This is a genomic window from Streptomyces sp. NBC_01508 (assembly GCF_045040315.1).
GTDB lineage: Bacteria > Actinomycetota > Actinomycetes > Streptomycetales > Streptomycetaceae > Streptomyces.
Genome location: NZ_CP109419.1, coordinates 2,595,149 through 2,613,799, shown reverse-complemented (window position 1 = coordinate 2,613,799; position 18,651 = coordinate 2,595,149). Strand labels below are relative to the sequence as shown.

General features: G+C 72.1%; 15 protein-coding genes. 13 read left to right on the top strand and 2 right to left on the bottom strand.

Annotated elements, in window-relative coordinates; genetic code table 11:
* The first annotated feature begins 155 nt into the window (after positions 1–155).
* The 7 genes from OG700_RS11760 (at position 156) to OG700_RS11730 (ending at position 7,914) form a co-directional block, all read left to right on the top strand.
* On the top strand, positions 156–1,196 hold the full coding sequence (locus OG700_RS11760; protein WP_405612550.1) for a glycosyltransferase family 2 protein: 1,041 nt from the start codon (positions 156–158) through the stop codon (positions 1,194–1,196).
* Positions 1,193–2,113, top strand: a complete 921-nt coding sequence (locus OG700_RS11755) for a lysylphosphatidylglycerol synthase domain-containing protein (protein ID WP_405612548.1) — start codon at positions 1,193–1,195, stop codon at positions 2,111–2,113. The genes OG700_RS11760 and OG700_RS11755 overlap by 4 nt, the downstream gene beginning before the upstream one ends.
* Positions 2,100–3,500, top strand: coding sequence for an aspartate aminotransferase family protein (locus OG700_RS11750; RefSeq protein WP_405612546.1), 1,401 nt, complete (start codon positions 2,100–2,102; stop codon positions 3,498–3,500). The genes OG700_RS11755 and OG700_RS11750 overlap by 14 nt, the downstream gene beginning before the upstream one ends.
* Positions 3,494–4,552, top strand: a complete 1,059-nt coding sequence (locus tag OG700_RS11745) for an NAD-dependent epimerase/dehydratase family protein (protein ID WP_405612544.1) — start codon at positions 3,494–3,496, stop codon at positions 4,550–4,552. The genes OG700_RS11750 and OG700_RS11745 overlap by 7 nt, the downstream gene beginning before the upstream one ends.
* Before the next feature lie 11 nt (positions 4,553–4,563).
* On the top strand, positions 4,564–5,574 hold the full coding sequence (locus OG700_RS11740; RefSeq protein WP_405612542.1) for a UbiA prenyltransferase family protein: 1,011 nt from the start codon (positions 4,564–4,566) through the stop codon (positions 5,572–5,574).
* A 121-nt stretch (positions 5,575–5,695) separates the two neighbouring features.
* Positions 5,696–6,700 carry a glycosyltransferase family 2 protein gene (locus OG700_RS11735; protein WP_405612540.1) on the top strand — a complete coding sequence of 335 codons (1,005 nt, stop codon included), beginning with the start codon at positions 5,696–5,698 and terminating at the stop codon, positions 6,698–6,700.
* Positions 6,697–7,914, top strand: coding sequence for an endonuclease/exonuclease/phosphatase family protein (locus tag OG700_RS11730; RefSeq protein ID WP_405612538.1), 1,218 nt, complete (start codon positions 6,697–6,699; stop codon positions 7,912–7,914). The genes OG700_RS11735 and OG700_RS11730 overlap by 4 nt, the downstream gene beginning before the upstream one ends.
* Positions 7,915–7,985: 71 nt before the next feature.
* Here OG700_RS11730 and OG700_RS11725 read toward each other — a convergent pair whose 3' ends face one another.
* Entirely contained in the window at positions 7,986–8,828 is an 843-nt protein-coding gene (locus tag OG700_RS11725) for a BTAD domain-containing putative transcriptional regulator (RefSeq protein ID WP_405612536.1), read from the bottom strand.
* A gap of 414 nt (positions 8,829–9,242) precedes the next feature.
* Between OG700_RS11725 and OG700_RS11720 the strand changes: the two genes are divergently transcribed.
* From OG700_RS11720 to OG700_RS11695, 6 genes are all read left to right on the top strand, one after another.
* Positions 9,243–10,379, top strand: a complete 1,137-nt coding sequence (locus tag OG700_RS11720; RefSeq protein ID WP_405612534.1) for a radical SAM protein — start codon at positions 9,243–9,245, stop codon at positions 10,377–10,379.
* A complete protein-coding gene (locus OG700_RS11715; protein WP_405612532.1) occupies positions 10,379–12,691 on the top strand; it encodes a DegT/DnrJ/EryC1/StrS family aminotransferase in 2,313 nt (770 codons plus the stop codon). Before OG700_RS11720 ends, OG700_RS11715 begins: the two co-directional genes overlap by 1 nt.
* A 278-nt stretch (positions 12,692–12,969) precedes the next feature.
* Positions 12,970–14,205 carry a hypothetical protein gene (locus OG700_RS11710; RefSeq protein WP_405612530.1) on the top strand — a complete coding sequence of 412 codons (1,236 nt, stop codon included), beginning with the start codon at positions 12,970–12,972 and terminating at the stop codon, positions 14,203–14,205.
* Positions 14,195–15,304: a hypothetical protein gene (locus tag OG700_RS11705; RefSeq protein ID WP_405612528.1), complete on the top strand. Its 1,110-nt coding sequence runs from the start codon at positions 14,195–14,197 to the stop codon at positions 15,302–15,304. The genes OG700_RS11710 and OG700_RS11705 overlap by 11 nt, the downstream gene beginning before the upstream one ends.
* Positions 15,305–15,446: 142 nt before the next feature.
* Positions 15,447–16,301 (top strand): phytanoyl-CoA dioxygenase family protein, encoded by an 855-nt coding sequence (locus OG700_RS11700; RefSeq protein ID WP_405612526.1) that lies wholly within the window; start codon positions 15,447–15,449, stop codon positions 16,299–16,301.
* A 31-nt stretch (positions 16,302–16,332) separates the two neighbouring features.
* Complete coding sequence (locus OG700_RS11695; protein WP_405612524.1) at positions 16,333–17,628, top strand: galactosyltransferase-related protein; 1,296 nt, start codon at positions 16,333–16,335, stop codon at positions 17,626–17,628.
* Here OG700_RS11695 and OG700_RS11690 read toward each other — a convergent pair.
* Positions 17,618–18,646, bottom strand: a complete 1,029-nt coding sequence (locus OG700_RS11690) for a Gfo/Idh/MocA family protein (RefSeq protein ID WP_405612522.1) — start codon at positions 18,644–18,646, stop codon at positions 17,618–17,620. The genes OG700_RS11695 and OG700_RS11690 overlap by 11 nt on opposite strands.
* Between the last annotated feature and the right edge of the window lie 5 nt (positions 18,647–18,651).

Sequence of the window (18,651 nt, the reverse complement as noted above, 5' to 3'; positions counted from 1 at the left end):
GCCCGCGATATCGGGGCGATACCCGAGCGATACCCGAGCGATACGCCGCGGATACGGCTTCGATAACGGGTCGATAACAGACTCGATACCGGCCCGATAGAGGGCGAATACGGCTGCGATACGAGGGGAATATGCCCCGCCAGTGAACTGTCCGCATGACAACTTCCGTCTCGGTGGTCATCCCGGCCTACAACTCGGCCCGCACCCTGGCCGCCTGCCTGGACTCCGTCTACGCCCAGACCTCCCCGGTCCACGAGGTCATCGTGGTCGACGACGCCTCCACCGACGCGACGCCCGAGATCGCCCGGCGCTACCCGTGTGCCCTGATCCGCGCGGACGGCAACAAGGGCGTCTCCGCGGCCCGTAACGCCGGCATCGCGGCGGCCACCGGCGAGGTGCTGTTCTTCCTCGACTCGGACGAGGCGCTCACTCCCGACTCGGTGGCCAACGCGCTGGACATCCTGCGCTCCGACCCGCGCTGCGGCTGCGTGCACGGCGTGATCGCACCCGACCCGCTCTTCGACGACGGGCCGGTCGAGCACTACAAGGTGCTGCACGCGCACTGGTGGCGGGTGCGCGGGGCCGGCGACGTGGAGACCGCCTTCTTCGCACAGGCCGCCGTCCCGCGCGAGGTGTTCGAGCGGCTCGGCGGATTCGACGAGCGGCTGCGGGACTCCGAGGACCTGGAGTTCAGCGACCGGCTCGCGCCGCACTACCGCATCGTGCTCACGGACCGGATCGTCGCCTACCACGACGAGGAGCACCGGCTGCGGCCCCTGCTCGCCGAAACCTTCCGGCGGGCGCTGCTGCTGGTGCCCGCGCTGGCCTCCGCGCGCCGCGGCGGCCGGAAGAACCTCACCGCCAACAGTCCCGTCTCCGTCCTGACAGCCGCGCTCTTCTACGCCGCCCTGCCCCTCGCCCCCTGGTATCCCGTACTGCCCCTGCTCGCCCTCGCCGCGTTCTGCGCCGCCAACTTCGGACTGCTGCGCTTCGTGGCGGGCCACCGGGGCGCCGGCTTCGTCCCCCGCTTCACCGGACTCCATCTCCTGCTGCACGGCGCCCTGTTGGCGGGGGCCGCGCTCGGCGCCGTACGCATGCTCGGTGCCGTACGGGTGCTGGGTGCCCTGCGCGCGCTGGGCGGCGGCTCCTTCGGACGACGGCGCTCCGCCGCCGACCGGGCGGTGTCGGGCCGATGATCGACAAGATCCGCAAGATCCTCACGCCCGTCGTCGTCATCGCCGCCCTGGTCGGACTCGTCCTGCTGCTGCGCTCCGGCGGTGTGGACGCGGCCCGCGAATTCGCCCGGCCGGAGGCGATACCGCTGCTGCTCGCCTCGGTGGCGGCCAACATCGTGGGACTCGTCCTCGCCGTGCACGCCTGGCGGGTGCTGATTCCCGGCCGGCACGAGATCCGGGGACTGCTCGCGGCCAAGATCTACTTCCTCGGACAGCTCAGCAAGTACGTACCGGGGCGGGTGTGGGGCGTCATCACCCATGTCGCGCACGGCCGTATCGCCGGCGTCCCCGGCGCGCAGATGACCTCCGCCTATCTGCTGAGCCTGGGGCTGACCATCCTCACCGGAGTCGGCGTCAGCCTCCTCGCCGCGCCCGTCGCGCTGCCCGACCACTGGCAGTGGCTCGGCCTGCCCGCCCTCTTCTTCCTCGCCTGCGTGGCCCGCCCCGCACTCGTCACCCGGCCCGTCACCTTCCTGGCCCGGCTGGCGCGTACCACCGTCGAACCGCCCCCGGACAGCGCCGTCCGCCGGGCCATGCTGCTGGCCGTCGCCTCCTGGCTGGCCTCGGGACTGCATCTGTGGTTCCTCGTGCTCGCCCTGGGCGCCCCGCCCTGGGCCGGACTGGGCGCCGCCGTCGGCGCCTTCGCGCTGGCGACCGTCGTCAGCAGCCTCGCGCTGATCGTCCCGGACGGCTGGGGCGTTCGCGAACTGACCATCACCGCCGCCCTCGCCACCGTTCTGCCCGGTGGCGCCGCCGCCACCGCCGCGCTCGCCAGCCGCCTCGTGTGCGTGGTGGCGGAGCTCGGCAGCTCGGCCGTTGTCCTCGCCTGGGCCCGGCTCAGGACGATCCCGATCGGAGAAGCCCGTGTACACCCTTGACGACGCGGAACACCTCGACATCGACCAGGTCCACGACCTGTACCGCAAGCACGTGAACAAGAGCCAGGTCTCGCTGATGACGTCCTTCGGCTTCGGCCGGGAGCTGGTCGACCACGCCGAAGGCGCGTACATCACGCTCAAGGACGGCCGGCGCGTGCTGGACCTCACCGGCGGCGTGGGCGTGCTCAACCACGGCCACAACCATCCCCGTATCCTCGCCGCCCGCGAACGCTTCGCACGGGACCGGCGGATGGAGGTCCACAAGACCTACTTCTCGCCCTACCTCGCCGCGCTGAGCCACAACCTCGCCGAAGTCCTGCCCGGCGACCTGAGCATGTCCTTCCTGCCCAACTCCGGTGCGGAGGCGGTCGAAGGAGCGGTCAAGCTCGCGTACAAGTACCACAACGGCAAGCGGCAGACCGTGCTGCGCGCCGACTGCGCCTTCCACGGCAAACTGCTCGGCTCCGGGGGCCTGACCGGCCAGAACCTCTACTCCTTCCCGACCATCCCCGGCATCGACACCTTCCGCTACGGCGACCTCGACTCGGTGCGCCGGGCCGTGGCCGCGCACCCCGACGACGTGTACGCGATCCTCATCGAGCCGTTCAGCGCCTCCACCATCCAGTGGTGCTCCGAGGAGTTCCTGCGGGGCCTGCGCGAGCTGTGCACCAAGCACAAGATCGTGCTGATCTTCGACGAGATCTACAGCGGCTGGGGCAAGACCGGCAGCCTCTTCTACTTCATGCGCTACCCCGACCTGATCCCGGACATCGTCACCACCTCCAAGTCCTTCGGCGGCGGCAAGTCCTCCATCTCCGCGTTCGTCGCCCGCGAGCCGATCCTGCGCAAGGCGTACGACAACCTCGGCGACGCGCTGCTCCAGTCGACCTCCACCACGTACTACGGATTCGGCGAGGAGTGCGCCACCGCCCTGGAGGCGGTCAACATCGTCGTCGAGGACGACTATCCGGCCCGCGCCCGCGCCATCGAGGCCGTGCTCGAACCCGGCCTCGCCCGGCTGGCCAAGGAGTATCCGGACGCCATCGGCAAGGTCGCGGGCGCCGGCGCGCTCTGGGGCGTGTTCGTCGACGGCGGCCCGAAGATCCTCGACCTGGTCGCGAAGCTGGCGCCCGGCGGCATGGCCCGCGACCCGCAGTTCAAGGCCAAGCTCGTCACCTGCGCGGTGATCAACGCCCTTTACCAGGATCACGACATCTACGCGTACTACACCCTCAACGGCCGCAATCCGCTGATCTTCGGCCCCTCCCTCATCACGGAACCCGCCGACGTCGAGCGGGCCGTCGACGCCCTCGGCACGGTCCTCGACCGGGGCCTCAACCATCTCGTCGCCAGATTCATCAAGCAGAAGGTGAGCTCACAGTGGTGATCACGATCACCGGCGCCTCCGGCATGCTCGGCTCGCGCCTCACGGAACGACTCCTGGCCGACGGCCACCAGGTCCGCGGCGTCGACCTGCGCCCCGGCCCCGGCGTCGAGGTGGTCGGCGACATCAGGGACCGCGCGGTGATGGACCGCGCCCTGGCCGGCGCGGACGTCCTCGTGCACGCCGCCGCCGCGCTGCCCAGCTACCCCGACGAGCAGATCCGCTCGATCATCGTCGGCGGCACCGAGAACGTCTTCGCCGCGGCGAGCGCCGCCAACACCCCGCGCGTGGTGCACATCTCGTCCACCGCCGTGTACGGCCTGCCCAGCGTCGTACCGACACCCGAGGAGTACCCGAGGGAGCCGGTCGACACCTACAGCCGCGCCAAGGCCGCCGCCGAGGAGATCGCGGAGCGGCACCGGGCCGCCGGGATGTGTGTGCCGATCCTGCGGCCCAAGACGTTCGTCGGGCCCGGCCGGATGGGCCTGTTCTCCATGCTGTTCGAGTGGGCGGAGGAGGGCCACAACTTCCCCGTGCTCGGCAAGGGGGACGTCCGGATCCAGATGTTCGGCATCGACGACCTGGTCGACGGCGTCGTCACCGTACTCACCGCGCCCGACGACATCGCCAATGACACCTACAACCTCGCGGCGGCCGAATTCGGCACGCTCCGCGAGGACTTCCAGGCCGTCCTCGACGCGGCGGGCCACGGGAAGCGGGTCATCGCGCTGCCCGCGAAGCCGGCCCTGCTCCTGCTGAGCGGGCTCCAGAAGGCGCGGCTGTCGCCGGTGTACGGGCGGCTGCTGCACAAGCTGATGGACGATTCGTACGTCAGTATCGACAAGGCCAAGTCGCGCCTGGGCTTCACCCCGCGCATGTCCAACCAGGACGCGATCCTGCACACGTACGACTGGTGGCGCACCGCCCGCCACGAGACCGCGCCCGGTGGTGGCGGCGGTGGCGGCGGCAAGGGTGGCAAGGGCGCCACGACGGGCCGCACCAGCCGGGACCCGTGGAGCCAGGGACTGCTGTCCGCCGCGAAGATAGTGTTCTGAGGGGCTGGGCCATGACCGCACTGGAGAAGCAGGCTCTGGACGAACAGACCATGGGGGAGCGGGCTCCGGGTGAACGCGTGCCCGGTGAACCGGCCCTGGGCGAGACGGCTTTGGGGGAAGCGGCTCGGGGCGAACCGGCGCCGGGGGAGCGGGAGCGCCCCGCCGCCGTACCGTCGCGGCTGCCCGCGCCGCTCGCCCTGGTCCGCCCCGGCCAGTGGGCCAAGAACATCCTGGTCGTGCCGCTGCCACTGCTGGGAGCGGCCTGGCAGTGGGAGGCCGCGGGCCGGGTGCTCCTCGCCGTCGGGGCGTTCATCCTGGCCTCGGCACTGGTGTACGTGATCAACGACATCTCCGACGTCGAACGCGACCGGCGCCACCCGGTCAAGCGCCACCGCCCGCTGGCCTCCGGCCGGATGAGCGTGCGGGCGGCGGTGGTCGAGGCCGTGACGCTGGCCGTGCTGCTGACGGCGGCCATGGTCGTACTCGGTTCGGCCGCCGTCTGGCCGCTGGCCCTCTACCTGGCGGTGAACGCCGCCTACTCCTGGAAGCTCAAGCACTTCCCGCTGCTGGACGTCTTCATCGTCGCCACCGGGTTCGTGCTGCGGCTGCTCGGCGGGTACGAGGCGAGCGGCCACCCGATCGCGGGCTGGCTCGTGGTCACCGTACTGACGCTGTGCCTGGTCCTGATCCTCGGCAAGCGCCGGCACGAGCTGGGCGTCTCGGGCACCGGGCACCGCCCGGCGCTGGCCGGGTACTCGGCGCAGTTCCTGGATCTGGTGCTGGTGCTCTGCGCGGGGCTGACCATGGTCGGCTATCTGCTCTTCCTGCGCTCCGAGTCGGGACTGGCCGCCGGGACGCTGCTGACCGCGCCGTGCGCGCTGTTCGCGCTGTTCCGCTATCTCCAGATCGTGATCGTGGACAACGACGGCGGCAATCCCGTGCACGCGCTGCTCAAGGACCGCGTGATGATCGCGAACTCCTCGCTCTGGGCGGGGCTGTTGCTCGCCTTCATGGTCGTCTGAGCCTTCCGGTCCCGGTCCCGCGCGGTCCCGCCCGTCCGGCGCCGCCCCGCACTCCGCACTCCGCACTCCGCACCCCGCGCTGCTCTCACTCCTCACCCTCGTCATGAACCGAAGGATTCACATGGCCGAACCCCTCGTGTCGGTGGTCATCCCCATGTACAACGACCGCCGCACCGTCGACCTCTGCCTGCGCTCCGTACTGGAGCAGACCTACCCCCGGCTGGAAGTCGTCGTCGTCGACGACGCCAGCACCGACGACTCCGCGGAACTGGCCGCCCAACACCCCGTCAAGCTCGTCCGCGCCCCGGTCAACGGCGGTCCAGGCGGCTCCCGGAACCTCGGCGTCCGGCACTCCACCGGCGAGATCGTCTTCTTCCTGGACGCGGATCTGACCATGCATCCGCAGGCGGTGGCCCAGGCGGTCGCGCTCTTCGAGGAGAATCCCACGTACGGCGCGGTGTTCGGCGTGCCCGACAAGGAGCCGCTGTTCGCCGAGACCGCCGTCGGCGACTACCGCATCCTCCAGTACCACTACTGGCGCAAGAGCGCCGAAGGGCTGGTCAGCGGCGGCTTCTACGCGCTGGGCGCGGTGCGCAGAACGGCCTTCATGGAGGCCGGCTGGTTCAACTCCGACCTGCGGCAGACCGAGGAGATCGACCACGCGGAGCGGCTGGCCGCGCGCTACCCGATGCTGCTGACCTCACGTATCCGCGGCAGGCTCTCCGACGAGAGCCGGCTCGGACCGCTGCTGCGCAAGGCGTTCGTCCGCAGCCGGCTGCGGGTGCCGTTCTATCTGGACCGGGGCCGGGCGATGCAGGGCATGGAGACCGGCGGGCGCGCGCTGGCGTCCGTGATGGGCGGACTGTGCCTGCTGAGCCTACCGCTGGTGCCCCTGTGGCCGGTGGCGGCGCTGGTGGCCCTCCTCGCCCTGGCGGTCTCGGTCCTGGCCGACTTCGGGCAGTACCGGTTCGTCGCGGGGGAGCGGGGCCCCGGCTTCCTGGTCTTCTTCACCCTGACGCATCTGCTGGTCAACGCCGTGGTGGTGGCCGGACTGGCGGCCGGGCTGGCGCAGTTCGCGGCCAGCCGCCGGTTCCGGCGCATGTACGTACGGGAAGCCACCTCATGAGCGTCGACGTCATCGATCAGGAGCCCGCCGGGGCCGGGACGGCCGGGCCGGGCGGTCCGGACGCCCCCGCCGGGCCGCCCCCGGGCCGGGCCCGCCGCGTCGCCCGTACCGCCCGGCTCTGGTACGGCAGGCTGCTGCTCGGCGTGGCCGCGCTCTGGCTGCTGTACGCGCTCATCCGCTGGGCCGTCAGCGGCCGGTGGCACTGGGCCATCCCGCTGGACGCCGCGCCGCCACTGCTGCTGATGGCGATACCGGCGGTGCTGCTGCTGGCCAGCGCCGCGTCCTGCGGACGGCGCCGCCGGTGGGGCGCGGGCATCGCGGCGGCGGGTCTGCTGCTCGGCCTCACCACCGGGTCCGGGCTCAACTGGCAGGCGCTGTGGCACGGTGAGCGCCAGGTTCCCGCCGACGCGCTGCACGTCGTGTCGCTGAACACCCAGTACTGGGGGAAGGCGGCCGGCGTGGAACGGCTGTACGGCCTGCTCCACCGGCAGGACGCGGACGTCTATCTGCTCCAGGAGCATGTGGCGTGGACGCCGGGTCTCGGTGAGGACGGGTACGCGCGGCTGAACGACGACGCGCGGCTGCGCGCCGAGTTCCCCGGCTACCACATCGCCAGGCGCGGCGAGTTGCTCACCGTCTCCCGCTTCCCGATCGTCCACAAGGAGGTGGTCGGCGCGGGCTCCGATCTGGCGCCCGGCGTCCCCTTCAAGCGGATCTTCGAGCGGAACAAGGTGCTCCGTACGGATCTGAGCGTCGGCGGACAGACGCTCAGCGTGTACAACGTGCATGTCACCGTGCAGCTCGCGCTCGACAATCTGAACCCGTTCTCCGGGTTCGACTTCGACGCGTACTTCGACCGTAAGTTCAGCTGGCGCCAGGAGGAGATCAAGGGCCTGGAGAAGGATCTGGCGCGCAACTCGAACGCCAAGGTCATCGCGGGTGACTTCAACTCCACGGCCGCGATGCGCGATCTGGACAACCTGCGCTCACAGGCCACGGACGCGTTGGAGGTCAGCGACGACTTCGTGCCGGTGAGCTGGAAGTTCCCGGCGCCGGCCGAATTCGAGTGGGAGAGCGTGTTCAACCGGCCGTTGCCGTTCTGGCGGGTGGACTGGACGTTCACCGACGGGCCGGTCAAGGCGCACCGCTACGAGCTGGCGGCCACCGACGGCATCTCGGAACACCGGATGCAGAAGCTGTGGGTCACGCTCTGACGCGGTGTGCGGTCCGGCGAGGCCCGCGGGCCGGGTCCCGAGTCCTCAACTCGGGCCCCGGCCCCCGGGATTCATCCGGCGGGCACCGCCAGGCCCAGCAGGATCGCCTGCTCCAGATCGTTCAGCTCCTGGCCGGGCTCGATGCCCAGCTCCTCCACCAGCGTCCTGCGTACCTTCCGGTAGCAGGCCAGCGCCTCGGCCGTGCGCCCCGACCGGTAGAGGGCGAGCATTAACCGGCCGTGCAGCGGCTCACGGTACGGGTGCTTGGCGGCCAGCTCGATCAGCTCACCGATCAGGTCCTCGTGCCGCCCGAGGGCGAGTTCCAGCCGTATCCGCTCCTCGATGGCCCGCAGGTGTCCCTCCTCCAGCCGGCGGGCGCCCCACTCCAGGGCAGGGCAGACCAGGCCGGCCAGGGCGGGGCCGTTCCACAGCGACAGGGCCTCGCGCAGTTCCATGACGGCTTCCGCCTCCCGTCCCTCGGAGGCGAGCGCCCTGGCGTGCCGGACCCGGCTGTCGAACACGGTGGCGTCCAGATCGGATTCGGCCAGTCGCAGGCGGTACCCGGAGTGGTACGTCTCGATCAGGCCGGGCATTCCCGCGTCCGCGAAAGTGCGGCGCAGGGCGGAGACACAGATACGGATCTGGGTGCGGGCGCTGGCCGGCGGGGACGTACCCCATACCGCGTCCACGAGCCGGTCGAGCGAAACCGCCCAATTGTTCTCCAGCGCCAGAACGGCCAGAATGATGTGGGTTCGTCTCCCTCTGAGGGGTAGTGTAAGTCCGTTTACCGATACACGTAGCGGACCCAGGACATGAATGAGCACAGGAAGACTCCCCCGTCTGTATCTTCCAAGCAGCCAAAAGGGCCTCCGGCGGTCCGGGACACCTTGATGAACGGCCGCTCCCGCCTCCATTCGTGATGAGCGCCGAACTGGTATCCCGTGGAACCGGCGTCGACTTTGCTGCCTGAATCCCAAACGCAGCTTGGTATAGGCCTTTGGGGGTGTCAAGGGAGTACCTGAGGGGCTGACGGGGTAGGTGTGACGCCAGTCTCATCTCGTTTTGTGGACTCATGTATCAATATTCGAGACACGTATAGTCGGCGACCTGCCGTCCCCCCTGCGCTCCGGGCTGTCCTGGCGCGAACCGCCGTACGGTGGCAACTTCCGCATTGTCTAGACCTCTTGACACCGTCGAGCAATTGTTCGTACCTTCGAGCGTCACTGTTTGTGCCGGGAACGCGACCGAGGGTGGACCTTGTGGATCGTGCAGACCAGATACAGAACGTGGAAGCGGCGGCCCCGCGAAACCGCGAGGGACTTCCGATCGTGAGCCTCGACCAGGCCCACTCGCCACAGAAAGTGCTCGCGCACGGAGATCTGCTGCGCCGCTTTGTGGAAGGCGCGGAGATAAAGCCCGTCCATATGCGGATCGGCATCATGGGCGCCTGCAACATGCGGTGCAATTTCTGTAATTTCCACTCGCCCAACGAAGAGAATTTCTATGATCTCTTCTCGTTCAAGGACTCCCTCGCCACCGAAAAGGCGATCATTCTTCTTCGGGAGTTCGCGGAGAACGACGGCCGGGCCGTCACCTTCTGCGGCAGTGGCGAATGCACCATTCACCCCGGCTATGCCGCGATCTCCACGGCGGGTCACGCGGCCGGTCTGCGCCTCGGTCTGATCACCAACGGCTCACGCCTCGGCCGCCCCGCCATCGCCGAATGTGTCGCCGCCACTCACACCTGGGTGCGTATCGGCCTCAACGCCGGCACCGAAGCCACCTTCGACGCCATCACCAAGGACCGCGAGCGGACCTTCTCCTCCTTCCTGGAGTCGGTCGGCCGGCTCCGCACGGCCGCCGTCGACCCGGACTTCCGCATCGGCTTCAACTACGTGATCACCAAGCAGAACTACCGGGAGATCATCGAGGCGGCCCGCATCGCCCGCGATTCGGGCGCGCACTACGTCCGTTTCGAACCGGAGTTCTACAGCGCGCTCGGACACGAGACGATCGAGTCCGTCCTCGGCGAGATCTCCGAGTCCCTCACCGAGGCCGCCGGGTACTCCACCGCCGACTTCGAGGTCTCGGTCCCCAAGCTCGACCGCGGGCCGATGGACCAGGTCGAGGAGGTCGAGGGCGACTTCGACCGCTGCCACTACAGCCGCTTCGTCACCGCGGTCGGCGCCGACGGCAACCTCTACCCGTGCCCGCAGGTGCACCTCAACAGCCGCTACCTGATCGGCAATGTGGTCGAGAAGGGGTACGCCGAGGTGCTGGAGGGCGGTCCGCGCGCCGAGTGGGAGGCCTCCAACCCCACCCGTACCGACCTCTGCAAGTCCTGCTTCTACCGGCCGCAGAACGAGCTGCTCGAACTGCTCAAGCGCGGCCAGATCCAGCTGGACGAGGCACTGGACGCCTACGCGGTGGAGATTCCCAGCACACTCCACGCCGACTTCGTCTGATGCGCGCGGAGCACACCCGCCGGCTCCTGGCCGCCGGACCGTCGATGCGCCACGTACCGGGCTCCGAGGAGCACGGGGCCTGGGCCGCGCGCCTGCGCGCACTGGTGGCGCGGCTCGCCCGCGCCGACCGGGCCGCCCCGCTCACCGTGACCGCCGGGGAGCCCGTGCTCGCCGACGGTCTGCGCCGGGTGCCGATGACGCTGGAACGGCCGGACGGCGGCGGGCGGTTCCGCGCCACCCTGCTCGTGCCCGGATCGAACGGTTCGGGCGCGGGCGGTTCGGGCGCGGGCGGTTCGGGCGCGGGCGGTTCGGGCGCGGGCCATCCCGACCGCCCCGGCCCCGCCGTCCTGGTCTGCGGCGGGCGCAACGCCCGGCTCGACCAGGTCACCGGCGAGACCCCACCCGACCACCCGGACCGCGACGTGGCACGGCGGCTCGCCCTGGCCGGCTTCACCACGCTCACCTTCGACTACGGCCTGGACGGCGGGCTCGACGCCGACCGGCTCGGCGGCCGGGACGAAGGGACGCTGCTCGCCCACGCGTACGCCCTCACGGGCCGTTCGCTGCTGGGCGCGCTCGTCGCCGACGCCCTCGGCGCGCTCGACGTCCTGGCGGCGCAACCGTCGGTCGATCCCGGACGGACCGGGCTCCTCGGCCACAGCCTGGGCGCGGCCGTCGCCCTGCACACCGCGCTGCTCTCCCCCCGGCCGTTGCCCGTCTGCGCGGCGAGCCACCTCGGCAGCTACCCGGCGCTCTACGGACGCCTGCTCGCCGGTCACGAAGGAGCGGTGCTGCCGGGCATCCTGGAGTACGCCGACCTGTCCGACCTGTACGCGGCGCTGGCCCCCGCACCGCTCCAACTCCAGTACGGCACCGCCGATCCCTGGCTCGACCCGGCCGACGCGCGGGCCGCGGGTGCGGCGGTGCGCGCCGCCCACGCCGGGGCGGTCGGCGCGGCCGGGGCGGAAGTTCACGAGATCGACATGGGGCACGGCACCCACATCGGCCACGCGACGGACTTCTTCACCCGCGCGCTCGCCGCACCGGCGACGGGCACCACGGACCCGACGGACACCACGGACCCGACGGACACCACGGCCGGGACCGCCACGACGTACGGCGCGGACGCGGCCCGCGCCCCCGTCCCCATCGCCGTCCCCGTCCCCGTCCCCGCCCAGCGCGTCCACTTCACCGTCGCCGACCGGCGCGCCGTTCGGGACCGCGTCGACGCAGCCCTCGTCTCCGGCTTCCTCACCCAGGGCCCGCTGGTGGCCCGCTTCGAGGAGCTGTCCGGGACCTGGACCGGCACCGGAGGCGTCGCCGTCGCTTCCGGCTCCGCCGCCCTGGAGATCGCGCTGCGCGCCCTCGACGTGGCGGGCCGCACCGTACTCGTCCCGGTGAACACCTTCTTCGCGACCGCCGCCGCGGCGGCCCGCGCGCAGGCCGACGTGCGCTTCGTGGACGTCGAACTCGACGGACTCGGCATGGACCCGGTCGGGCTCAAGGCCGCGCTGGATCGGTATCCGGACACGGCGGCCGTCGTGCCCGTCCATATCGGCGGCATCGTCGCGCCCTCCGTCGACGAGGTGCTGAACCTCTGCGCCGGGCGCGGCGTTCCGGTCGTGGAGGACGCCGCGCACGCCTTCGGCAGCACGCTCGGCGGCCGGGCCGCCGGCAGCCTCGGCCGGTTCGGCGCCTTCTCCTTCTTCCCCACCAAGGTCGCCATCAGCGGCGAGGGAGGGCTGGTCACCGGCGCGGACGCGGCCGACCTGGAAGACGTACGGCGCTGGCGCGACCACGGCAAGAGCGCCCCCGGCTCCACCCTGCACGACCGGCCGGGCGGCAACTGGCGGATGAGTGAACTCAACGCCGCCGTCGGCACGGTGGACCTGGAGCGGTTCGCGGACACCCTCGCCAGGCGCCGGGAACTCGCCGCCCACTACGACGAACTGCTCACGTCCGTACCGGGATTGCGCCCGCACACCGTGCCCGCCGGCGCGGCGAGCAACTACTACAAATACCTCGCCTACCCCGAGGTGCCCGTCGACCGGGGCCCGCTCAAGAAGCGGCTGCGGGAGCGCCACGGCGTCTCGCTGGCCGGTGAGGTCTACGACCACCTGCTGACCGACCACCCCTATTTCGCAACGCGCGGCGGGACCGACCCGGAGCCCGGCGCACGGGACACGGACGGCGAACCCTTCGCCAGGGGCCGCTGGTTCGCCCGCCACCACATCGCGCTGCCGCTGTATCCGACGCTCACCGAGGCCGAGCAGACACGGGTGGTCTCCGCGCTCCGCAGCGAGCTGTCCTGAATCCCCCGGCTGAGGCGGGGGGATTCCCGGCTCACGCCGCCTGTCGGACCGGCGGCCCGACAGGTCTTCCGCGATCAGCACCAGCCGGGTTGAGACCAGCCCGGTTCGGTACGGCAAAGCTTGGAGGTGCAGGTGCTGTCCTGGTTCTCGATCGGCACGGCGCACGCGCTCGGTTCTCGCGGCGTACGGCAGTCGGCTTCTCCAGCCGGGTGGGCGGACCGGCGCGGGCGTCCGGTTCCTCCCCGGCCTGACGGACGGGGCAGCCTCGGAGGAATCCGGTGACCCGCACCATCGCCGCGTTCCGCGCGGGCCAGTGGCGTACGTCCCTGGACACCGAGGAACTGCCGGGCGGCCTCGGCGGGCTCCGGCTCGCCCTCGTACCGGAGATCGTCGCCGACGCCGACCGGCAACGCTGGGCGGCGCGAGCGCCCGCGCTCCCCGCGCCGGACCCCGCCGAGCGGCGCGAACTGGTCCTGCGAGCCGTGGAGTTGTTCCGCCACGGGACCGTCACGGTGGGCGGGCTCGGAGCGCAGAGCGCCGAGAGCTTCCGTACCGCCCTGTGGGAGACGGCCGGGGTGCCGGCGCCGCTGACCGTACGGTGGGGCGCCATGCTGCGCGCGAGCGCGGCTGACCGTCCGGTACCGGACGCGGACGACGCGCTGGCGCTGGTGGCGCTGCCCGGCAACACCTTCACCTGCCTCGACTCCGTCCTCGACCAGGCGGAGCGCTCGGCCGCCGTCTGGGTACGGCCGAGCCGCCGCGAACCGCTGTCGGCCGCCCGGCTGATCGGCGCCCTGCTGGCGGTGGGCTGGCCGCCGGAGCGGCTCGGTCTCTACCCGACCGCGCGGCGCGCGCTGCCCGGCCTGATCCTGCGTACCGACCGGCAGATCGTCTACGGCGGCTCCGGACTCGCCGCCTCCGTCCGCGACAGACCCTCCCTCACGCTGCACGGGCCAGGCCGTGGCTGCGCGCTGGTGCCGGCCGGACTGCCGGTGGCCGAGGCCGTCGACTGGCTGCTGCCGCTGATCGCGGCGGACGCGGGACGCTTCTGCCGCAACGTCCGCACCGTCGTCTGCGAAGGCGATCCGGGTCCGCTGGCCGCCGCACTCGCCACGGCGCTCGACGCCGTCGGACCCGGCCGGGCCGACGCCGAGTGGCCGCTCACCGTCTTCCGCGAACCGCGCGCCGCCGAGCGGGCCGTGGCATCCGTGACGGCCGGGCTCGGTCCCGGTGACCGACTGCTGACGCGCGGGCCGGTCACCGTCGCCCACCCGGACGGCGGGGTGTACGCGCTGCCGCGGCTCGTCCTCATCGGGGCGGGCGAGGGCGAGGGCGACGGCGGCCCGGCCGCGCACCGCCCCGAGCACCACCCCCTCGTCGGGCACGAGGTGCCCTTCCCCTTCGCGGCGGTGTTACGGGCCGGGAAGAGGACCGCGGACGCCGTCGCCGACGCGTCCCTGTTCGTGTACCGGGCACCGGACCGTAAGGAGCACGAGGCCGCGCATGACCACTGACCCCGGCCGCAAGGCCACCTTCGACACCCTGCACGGCACCCTGCGCGCCCGGGTGCCGGAACTCGCCGTGGACCTCGACACCTGGACACGGCGCATGATGCGCTGGCACTTCGAGCCGGAGACCGGCTCCCCGTTCTGGCTGAAGCGCCGCACGTCACTCGGCTTCGACCCGCTGAAGGACATCGACGGCTACGCCGCGCTGGAACGCTTCGGCCTCTTCGACAAGGCCGCGCTGCGCGCCGCGAGCGCCACCGACCTGCGCCCGCGCGGCTACCGGGACCGCGCCTTCCGGGTCTTCGAGACGGGTGGTACGACCGGCGCGCCCTGCCGCGTCGTCAATGTGACCCGGCTCGGTTACGACGTGGAGATCTACCGCACCGTGCTGGAGGCGCGCGGCGTCGACGGCGGCGACATCCTCGCGATGACCCCCGGCGGCCCGCACGCGTACGGCCACTTCGTGGAGGGCCTGGCCGACAGCTGGCAGGGCGCCGTGCACGCCATCGACTTCGACCCCCGGTGGGTGAAGGCGGAGCTGCGCGCGGGCGGCGACGCGCGGGCGTACGTCGCGCACCTGGTCGACCAGACCCTCCCGCTGCTGACGGCCGAGCGGCCCGAACTGCTCTTCACCACCTCGCGGTTGCTGCTGGAGCTGGTCATGCGGCTGCCGCGCCCCCTGCACACGTACGGCGTGCGGGCCGTCTGCACCGGCGGCACCTCGTGCACCCCGGCCGAGGCGGAGTTCCTGCGGCAGGAGCACCTGGTCGGGGTGCAGTGGATCGACACGTACGGCAACACCCTGGTGGGGCACGCGTTGCAGGCCGACCCGGAGCCGGGCGTCGGCGGTGTCTCGTACCATCTGCCGCCGCCCTTCGCCGTGCTGACGGTCGTCGACCCGGCCGACCCCTGGCGGGAGGTGCCGGTCGGGCAACGCGGCCGGGTGCGGACCACCACCCTGCTCGAAGACCTCTTCCTGCCCAACCTGCTGGAACGGGACAGCGCCGTCAGGACCGGGCCGCACCGCTGGTTCCCCTGGGACGGGGTCACGGCGGTCGAGCCCTTCACCGACCTGGCCGACGCGGCCGAGGAAGGCGTCTACTGACGCGCCCGCTCCCTCCCCAGCTCGTACTCCGTTCGTCCCGCCGTCCGGCCGTCGTCCCGCCACCGCTCTGCCGCTCCACTGCTCCACTGCTCCACTGCTCCTCGATTCCCTTTCCCACCGAACCGGCACCCGAGGATTTCCCGTGAAGCTGTCGTCGAACGCCGTGCCCATCACCTTCTCCTCCGAGCTGTTCGCCCCGCTGCGCCCCAGCGCGGACCTGGTGTCCGACCCGGCGGCGCTGCGCGAGCGCCTGCACGAGGACGGATACCTCTACCTCCCCGGACTCCTCGGCCGCCAGGACGTGTTGCGGCTCAGAGGCGCCTACTTCGCGCGGTTCCCGCCCGGCTATCTGGCCGCGGGCACCGGCCCCGAGGACGGGATCTTCTCCGGCGAGGCGCCGGCCGGACTGCCCGGATACGGCGTGGCCGGACACCCCGCCCACAGCTTCGTACGCGGCACGGCCTTCGCCCGGTTCCTGGCCACCCCCAAGCTCGCCGGACTCGCGGCGACGCTGCTCGACGCCCCGGTCACGATGCTGCCCCGGCGGATTCTGCGGCACTTCCACCGCGACTCCGGTCTCGCCTCCCGCGCGCACATCGATCTCGACTACATGGACGAGGGCTCGCCCCGCGTGGTCACCCAGTGGATTCCGGTGGGCGACTGTCCGCGCGAGACCGGCGGGCTGGTGTATCTGGAGGGCTCCCACCGGCTGGGCCCCGAGGCGTACGAGCCGCTGCGCGATAGCGCCGACCGCCCCGGCGACCGGCGCCCCATCAGCCACGATCTGGAACTGACGGCCCGTATCCTGGGCCGCCGATGGCTGTGGGCCGACTTCGCGGCCGGTGATGTCATGGTGCACCTGCCCCGGATCATCCACGCGTCCCTGGACACGACGACCGACACCATGCGGCTGTCGGCCGACGTCCGATTCGTCCGCGCCGACGACACGCCGGACCCGCGCTGGCTGCGGCCCTGGGCCGCCGACGACGGTGCCTGACCCCCGCCCGATCCCGATACGGAGTACGCCTGTGCACGAGACCCCCGCCCCCGCACCGTCCGCCCCCGCACCGTCCGCCCCCGCACCGTCGGCCGCCGAGCATGTCCCGCTGGCCCAACGGCTCGCCGCGTACGCGGTGCTCGCCCACGACCCGGCGGTGCCGTTCATCGCGGCGGACTACTGGGAGAAGAGCGAGGACCACTACCGGGCCGTGGACGCGGCCCTGGGCGCCTTCGCGGCGAAGGCGCCCGGCGCGGAGCGCGACTACCGCGCCGTACTCGCCGCCCCCACGTCCACCGGGCCGCAGCACGCGCTGCGCGAGAGCCTGGCCGCGCTGCTGGCGCGACACCCGCAGGACGCACGGCGGTTGGCGGACACCGTCGGCGAGGCGGACCGGCACATCTGGATCGACTACCACCTCGGCACCGGCAGTGGCGACCGCCGCGTGGTGCCGGAGCCGAGGGTGCCGGACGGGGCGGGGGAGCGGGACACGGCGGGCGGGCCGGCGGTCCGCGTCGTCATCCCCTTCCGCGACAGCGACAGCGACGGCGACGGCGACGGCGACGGCGACGGTGACAACAACGGCGACGGCGAGGGTGGCGGCCTGCGCACCCGGAACCTGCTGGCCTGCCTGCGCGCCCTCGCCGACCAGGCGGACGGCGGCCCGGCCGTCCGCGTGACCGTGGTCGAGTCGGACGTGGAGCCGCGCTCCAGGAAACTGCTCGAACCACTGGTCGACCGCTACGTGTTCGCCCCCAAGACCGGTCTCTTCAACAAGGCGTGGGCGGTCAACGTCGGTGTCGTCGACGCCGCGCGGGACACCCCGTACGTCTGCGTGCTGGACGCCGACATCCTGGTCGACCGGCACTTCCTCACCCGTAACACCGCCCGGCTGGACGCGGGGGACCACGGCACGCACCTGCCGTTCCGCTGGTCGCTCTCGCTGGACGAGGAGTCCACCCGGTACGCGATCGAGCACCGCACCCTGGGCGGCGCGGCCGATGTACCGGACTCGACACTGCGCGGTCTGCTGCTGCGCGAGCCCCCGGGCGGCTGCCTCTGGCTGCGCGGCGAGGTCTTCCACGCCGTCGGCGGCTTCGACGAGCGGTTCGAGGGGTGGGGCGGCGAGGACGACGACGTGGTGGCCCGCCTCGCCGAGGCCGCGCCGCTGGTGCGGTACGACGATCAACTGCTCCATCTCAACCACCCCAGGCCGGAGATGACCCGCGAGGACGGGGTGCCGTTCAACGCGCACATCGAGCCGCTGAGCTGGCACCGGGGGATGGGCTACGGCAGTGCGGACCCGTTCGCTCCGGTCACGGTCTGACGGGTCGGCCGCCGGCCGCGTCCGAGAGCTGCGCGGCCACGATGACCTCGTCCACGGCGCGGGCCTCGGCCACCGGGCAGACCGGGGCCAGGCCCGCCGTGGCGGCGCGCGTGAAGTCGGCGATCAGCGGCAGATGGGGGTTGGCCGGGGGTGGCAGCGTGCGCGTCCACGTGTCCGTGGGGGAGGTCACGCGCAACCGCCCCGTGTCGAGTGGGTCCAGGGCCAGGGTCCGGCGGCCGGCGGTGACGGTGAAGCGGTCGGCCGGCGCCGCGTCGCCCCACTCGAACACGCAGTGCGCGTGCGTGCCCGACTCCCAGCGCAGGTCGAGTTCGGCGCGGCGCTCGGCGCCGAGCGGGAACCGGCCGCCGAGCCGGGCACGCACCTCGGCCGGGCGGCCGAACAGCGTCAGCAGCAGGTCGAGCCGGTGACACCCGGCGTCCGCGAGCACGCCGCCGCCCGACACCGCCGGGTCCGTACGCCAGCGCATCGGATGACCGGGTTCCGGCGCGAACGCGCACCGGAACATCACCCGCGCCCGTACGGCGCCTTGGAACCCGGACAGCTCCCGGCGCAGCAGCCGCACGGCGGGCGCGAGCCGCCGGTAGTAGGCGACCCCGGCACACAGCCCCGCGGGCACGGGCTCCGGCCCCAGCCCCGGCCCCAGCCCCAGCCCCGGCTGTGACTCCGGCCCCGGCTGTGACTCCGGCCCCGGCCCCGGTCCGTACGGAAGCGCACCCGCCAGTGGCTTCTCCACCAGGACATGGCAGCCGGCCGCCAACGCCCCCGCCAGGAAAGGCAGATGGCGGACGACCGGCGTCGCGACGTACACCGCGTCGGTCCCCTCGAACAGCACGCGCGGGTCGTCGCCCGACGACGGGACGCCGTGGCGCCCGGCGACGAGCGCCGCGCGGGCGGCGTCCCGGCCCCACAGCGCGACGGGCTCCTCGCCCAGCTCCCGCAGGGCCGGCAGCACCCGGCGCGTCACGATGTCCCCGTACCCGGCGACGGCCCACCTCATGGCCG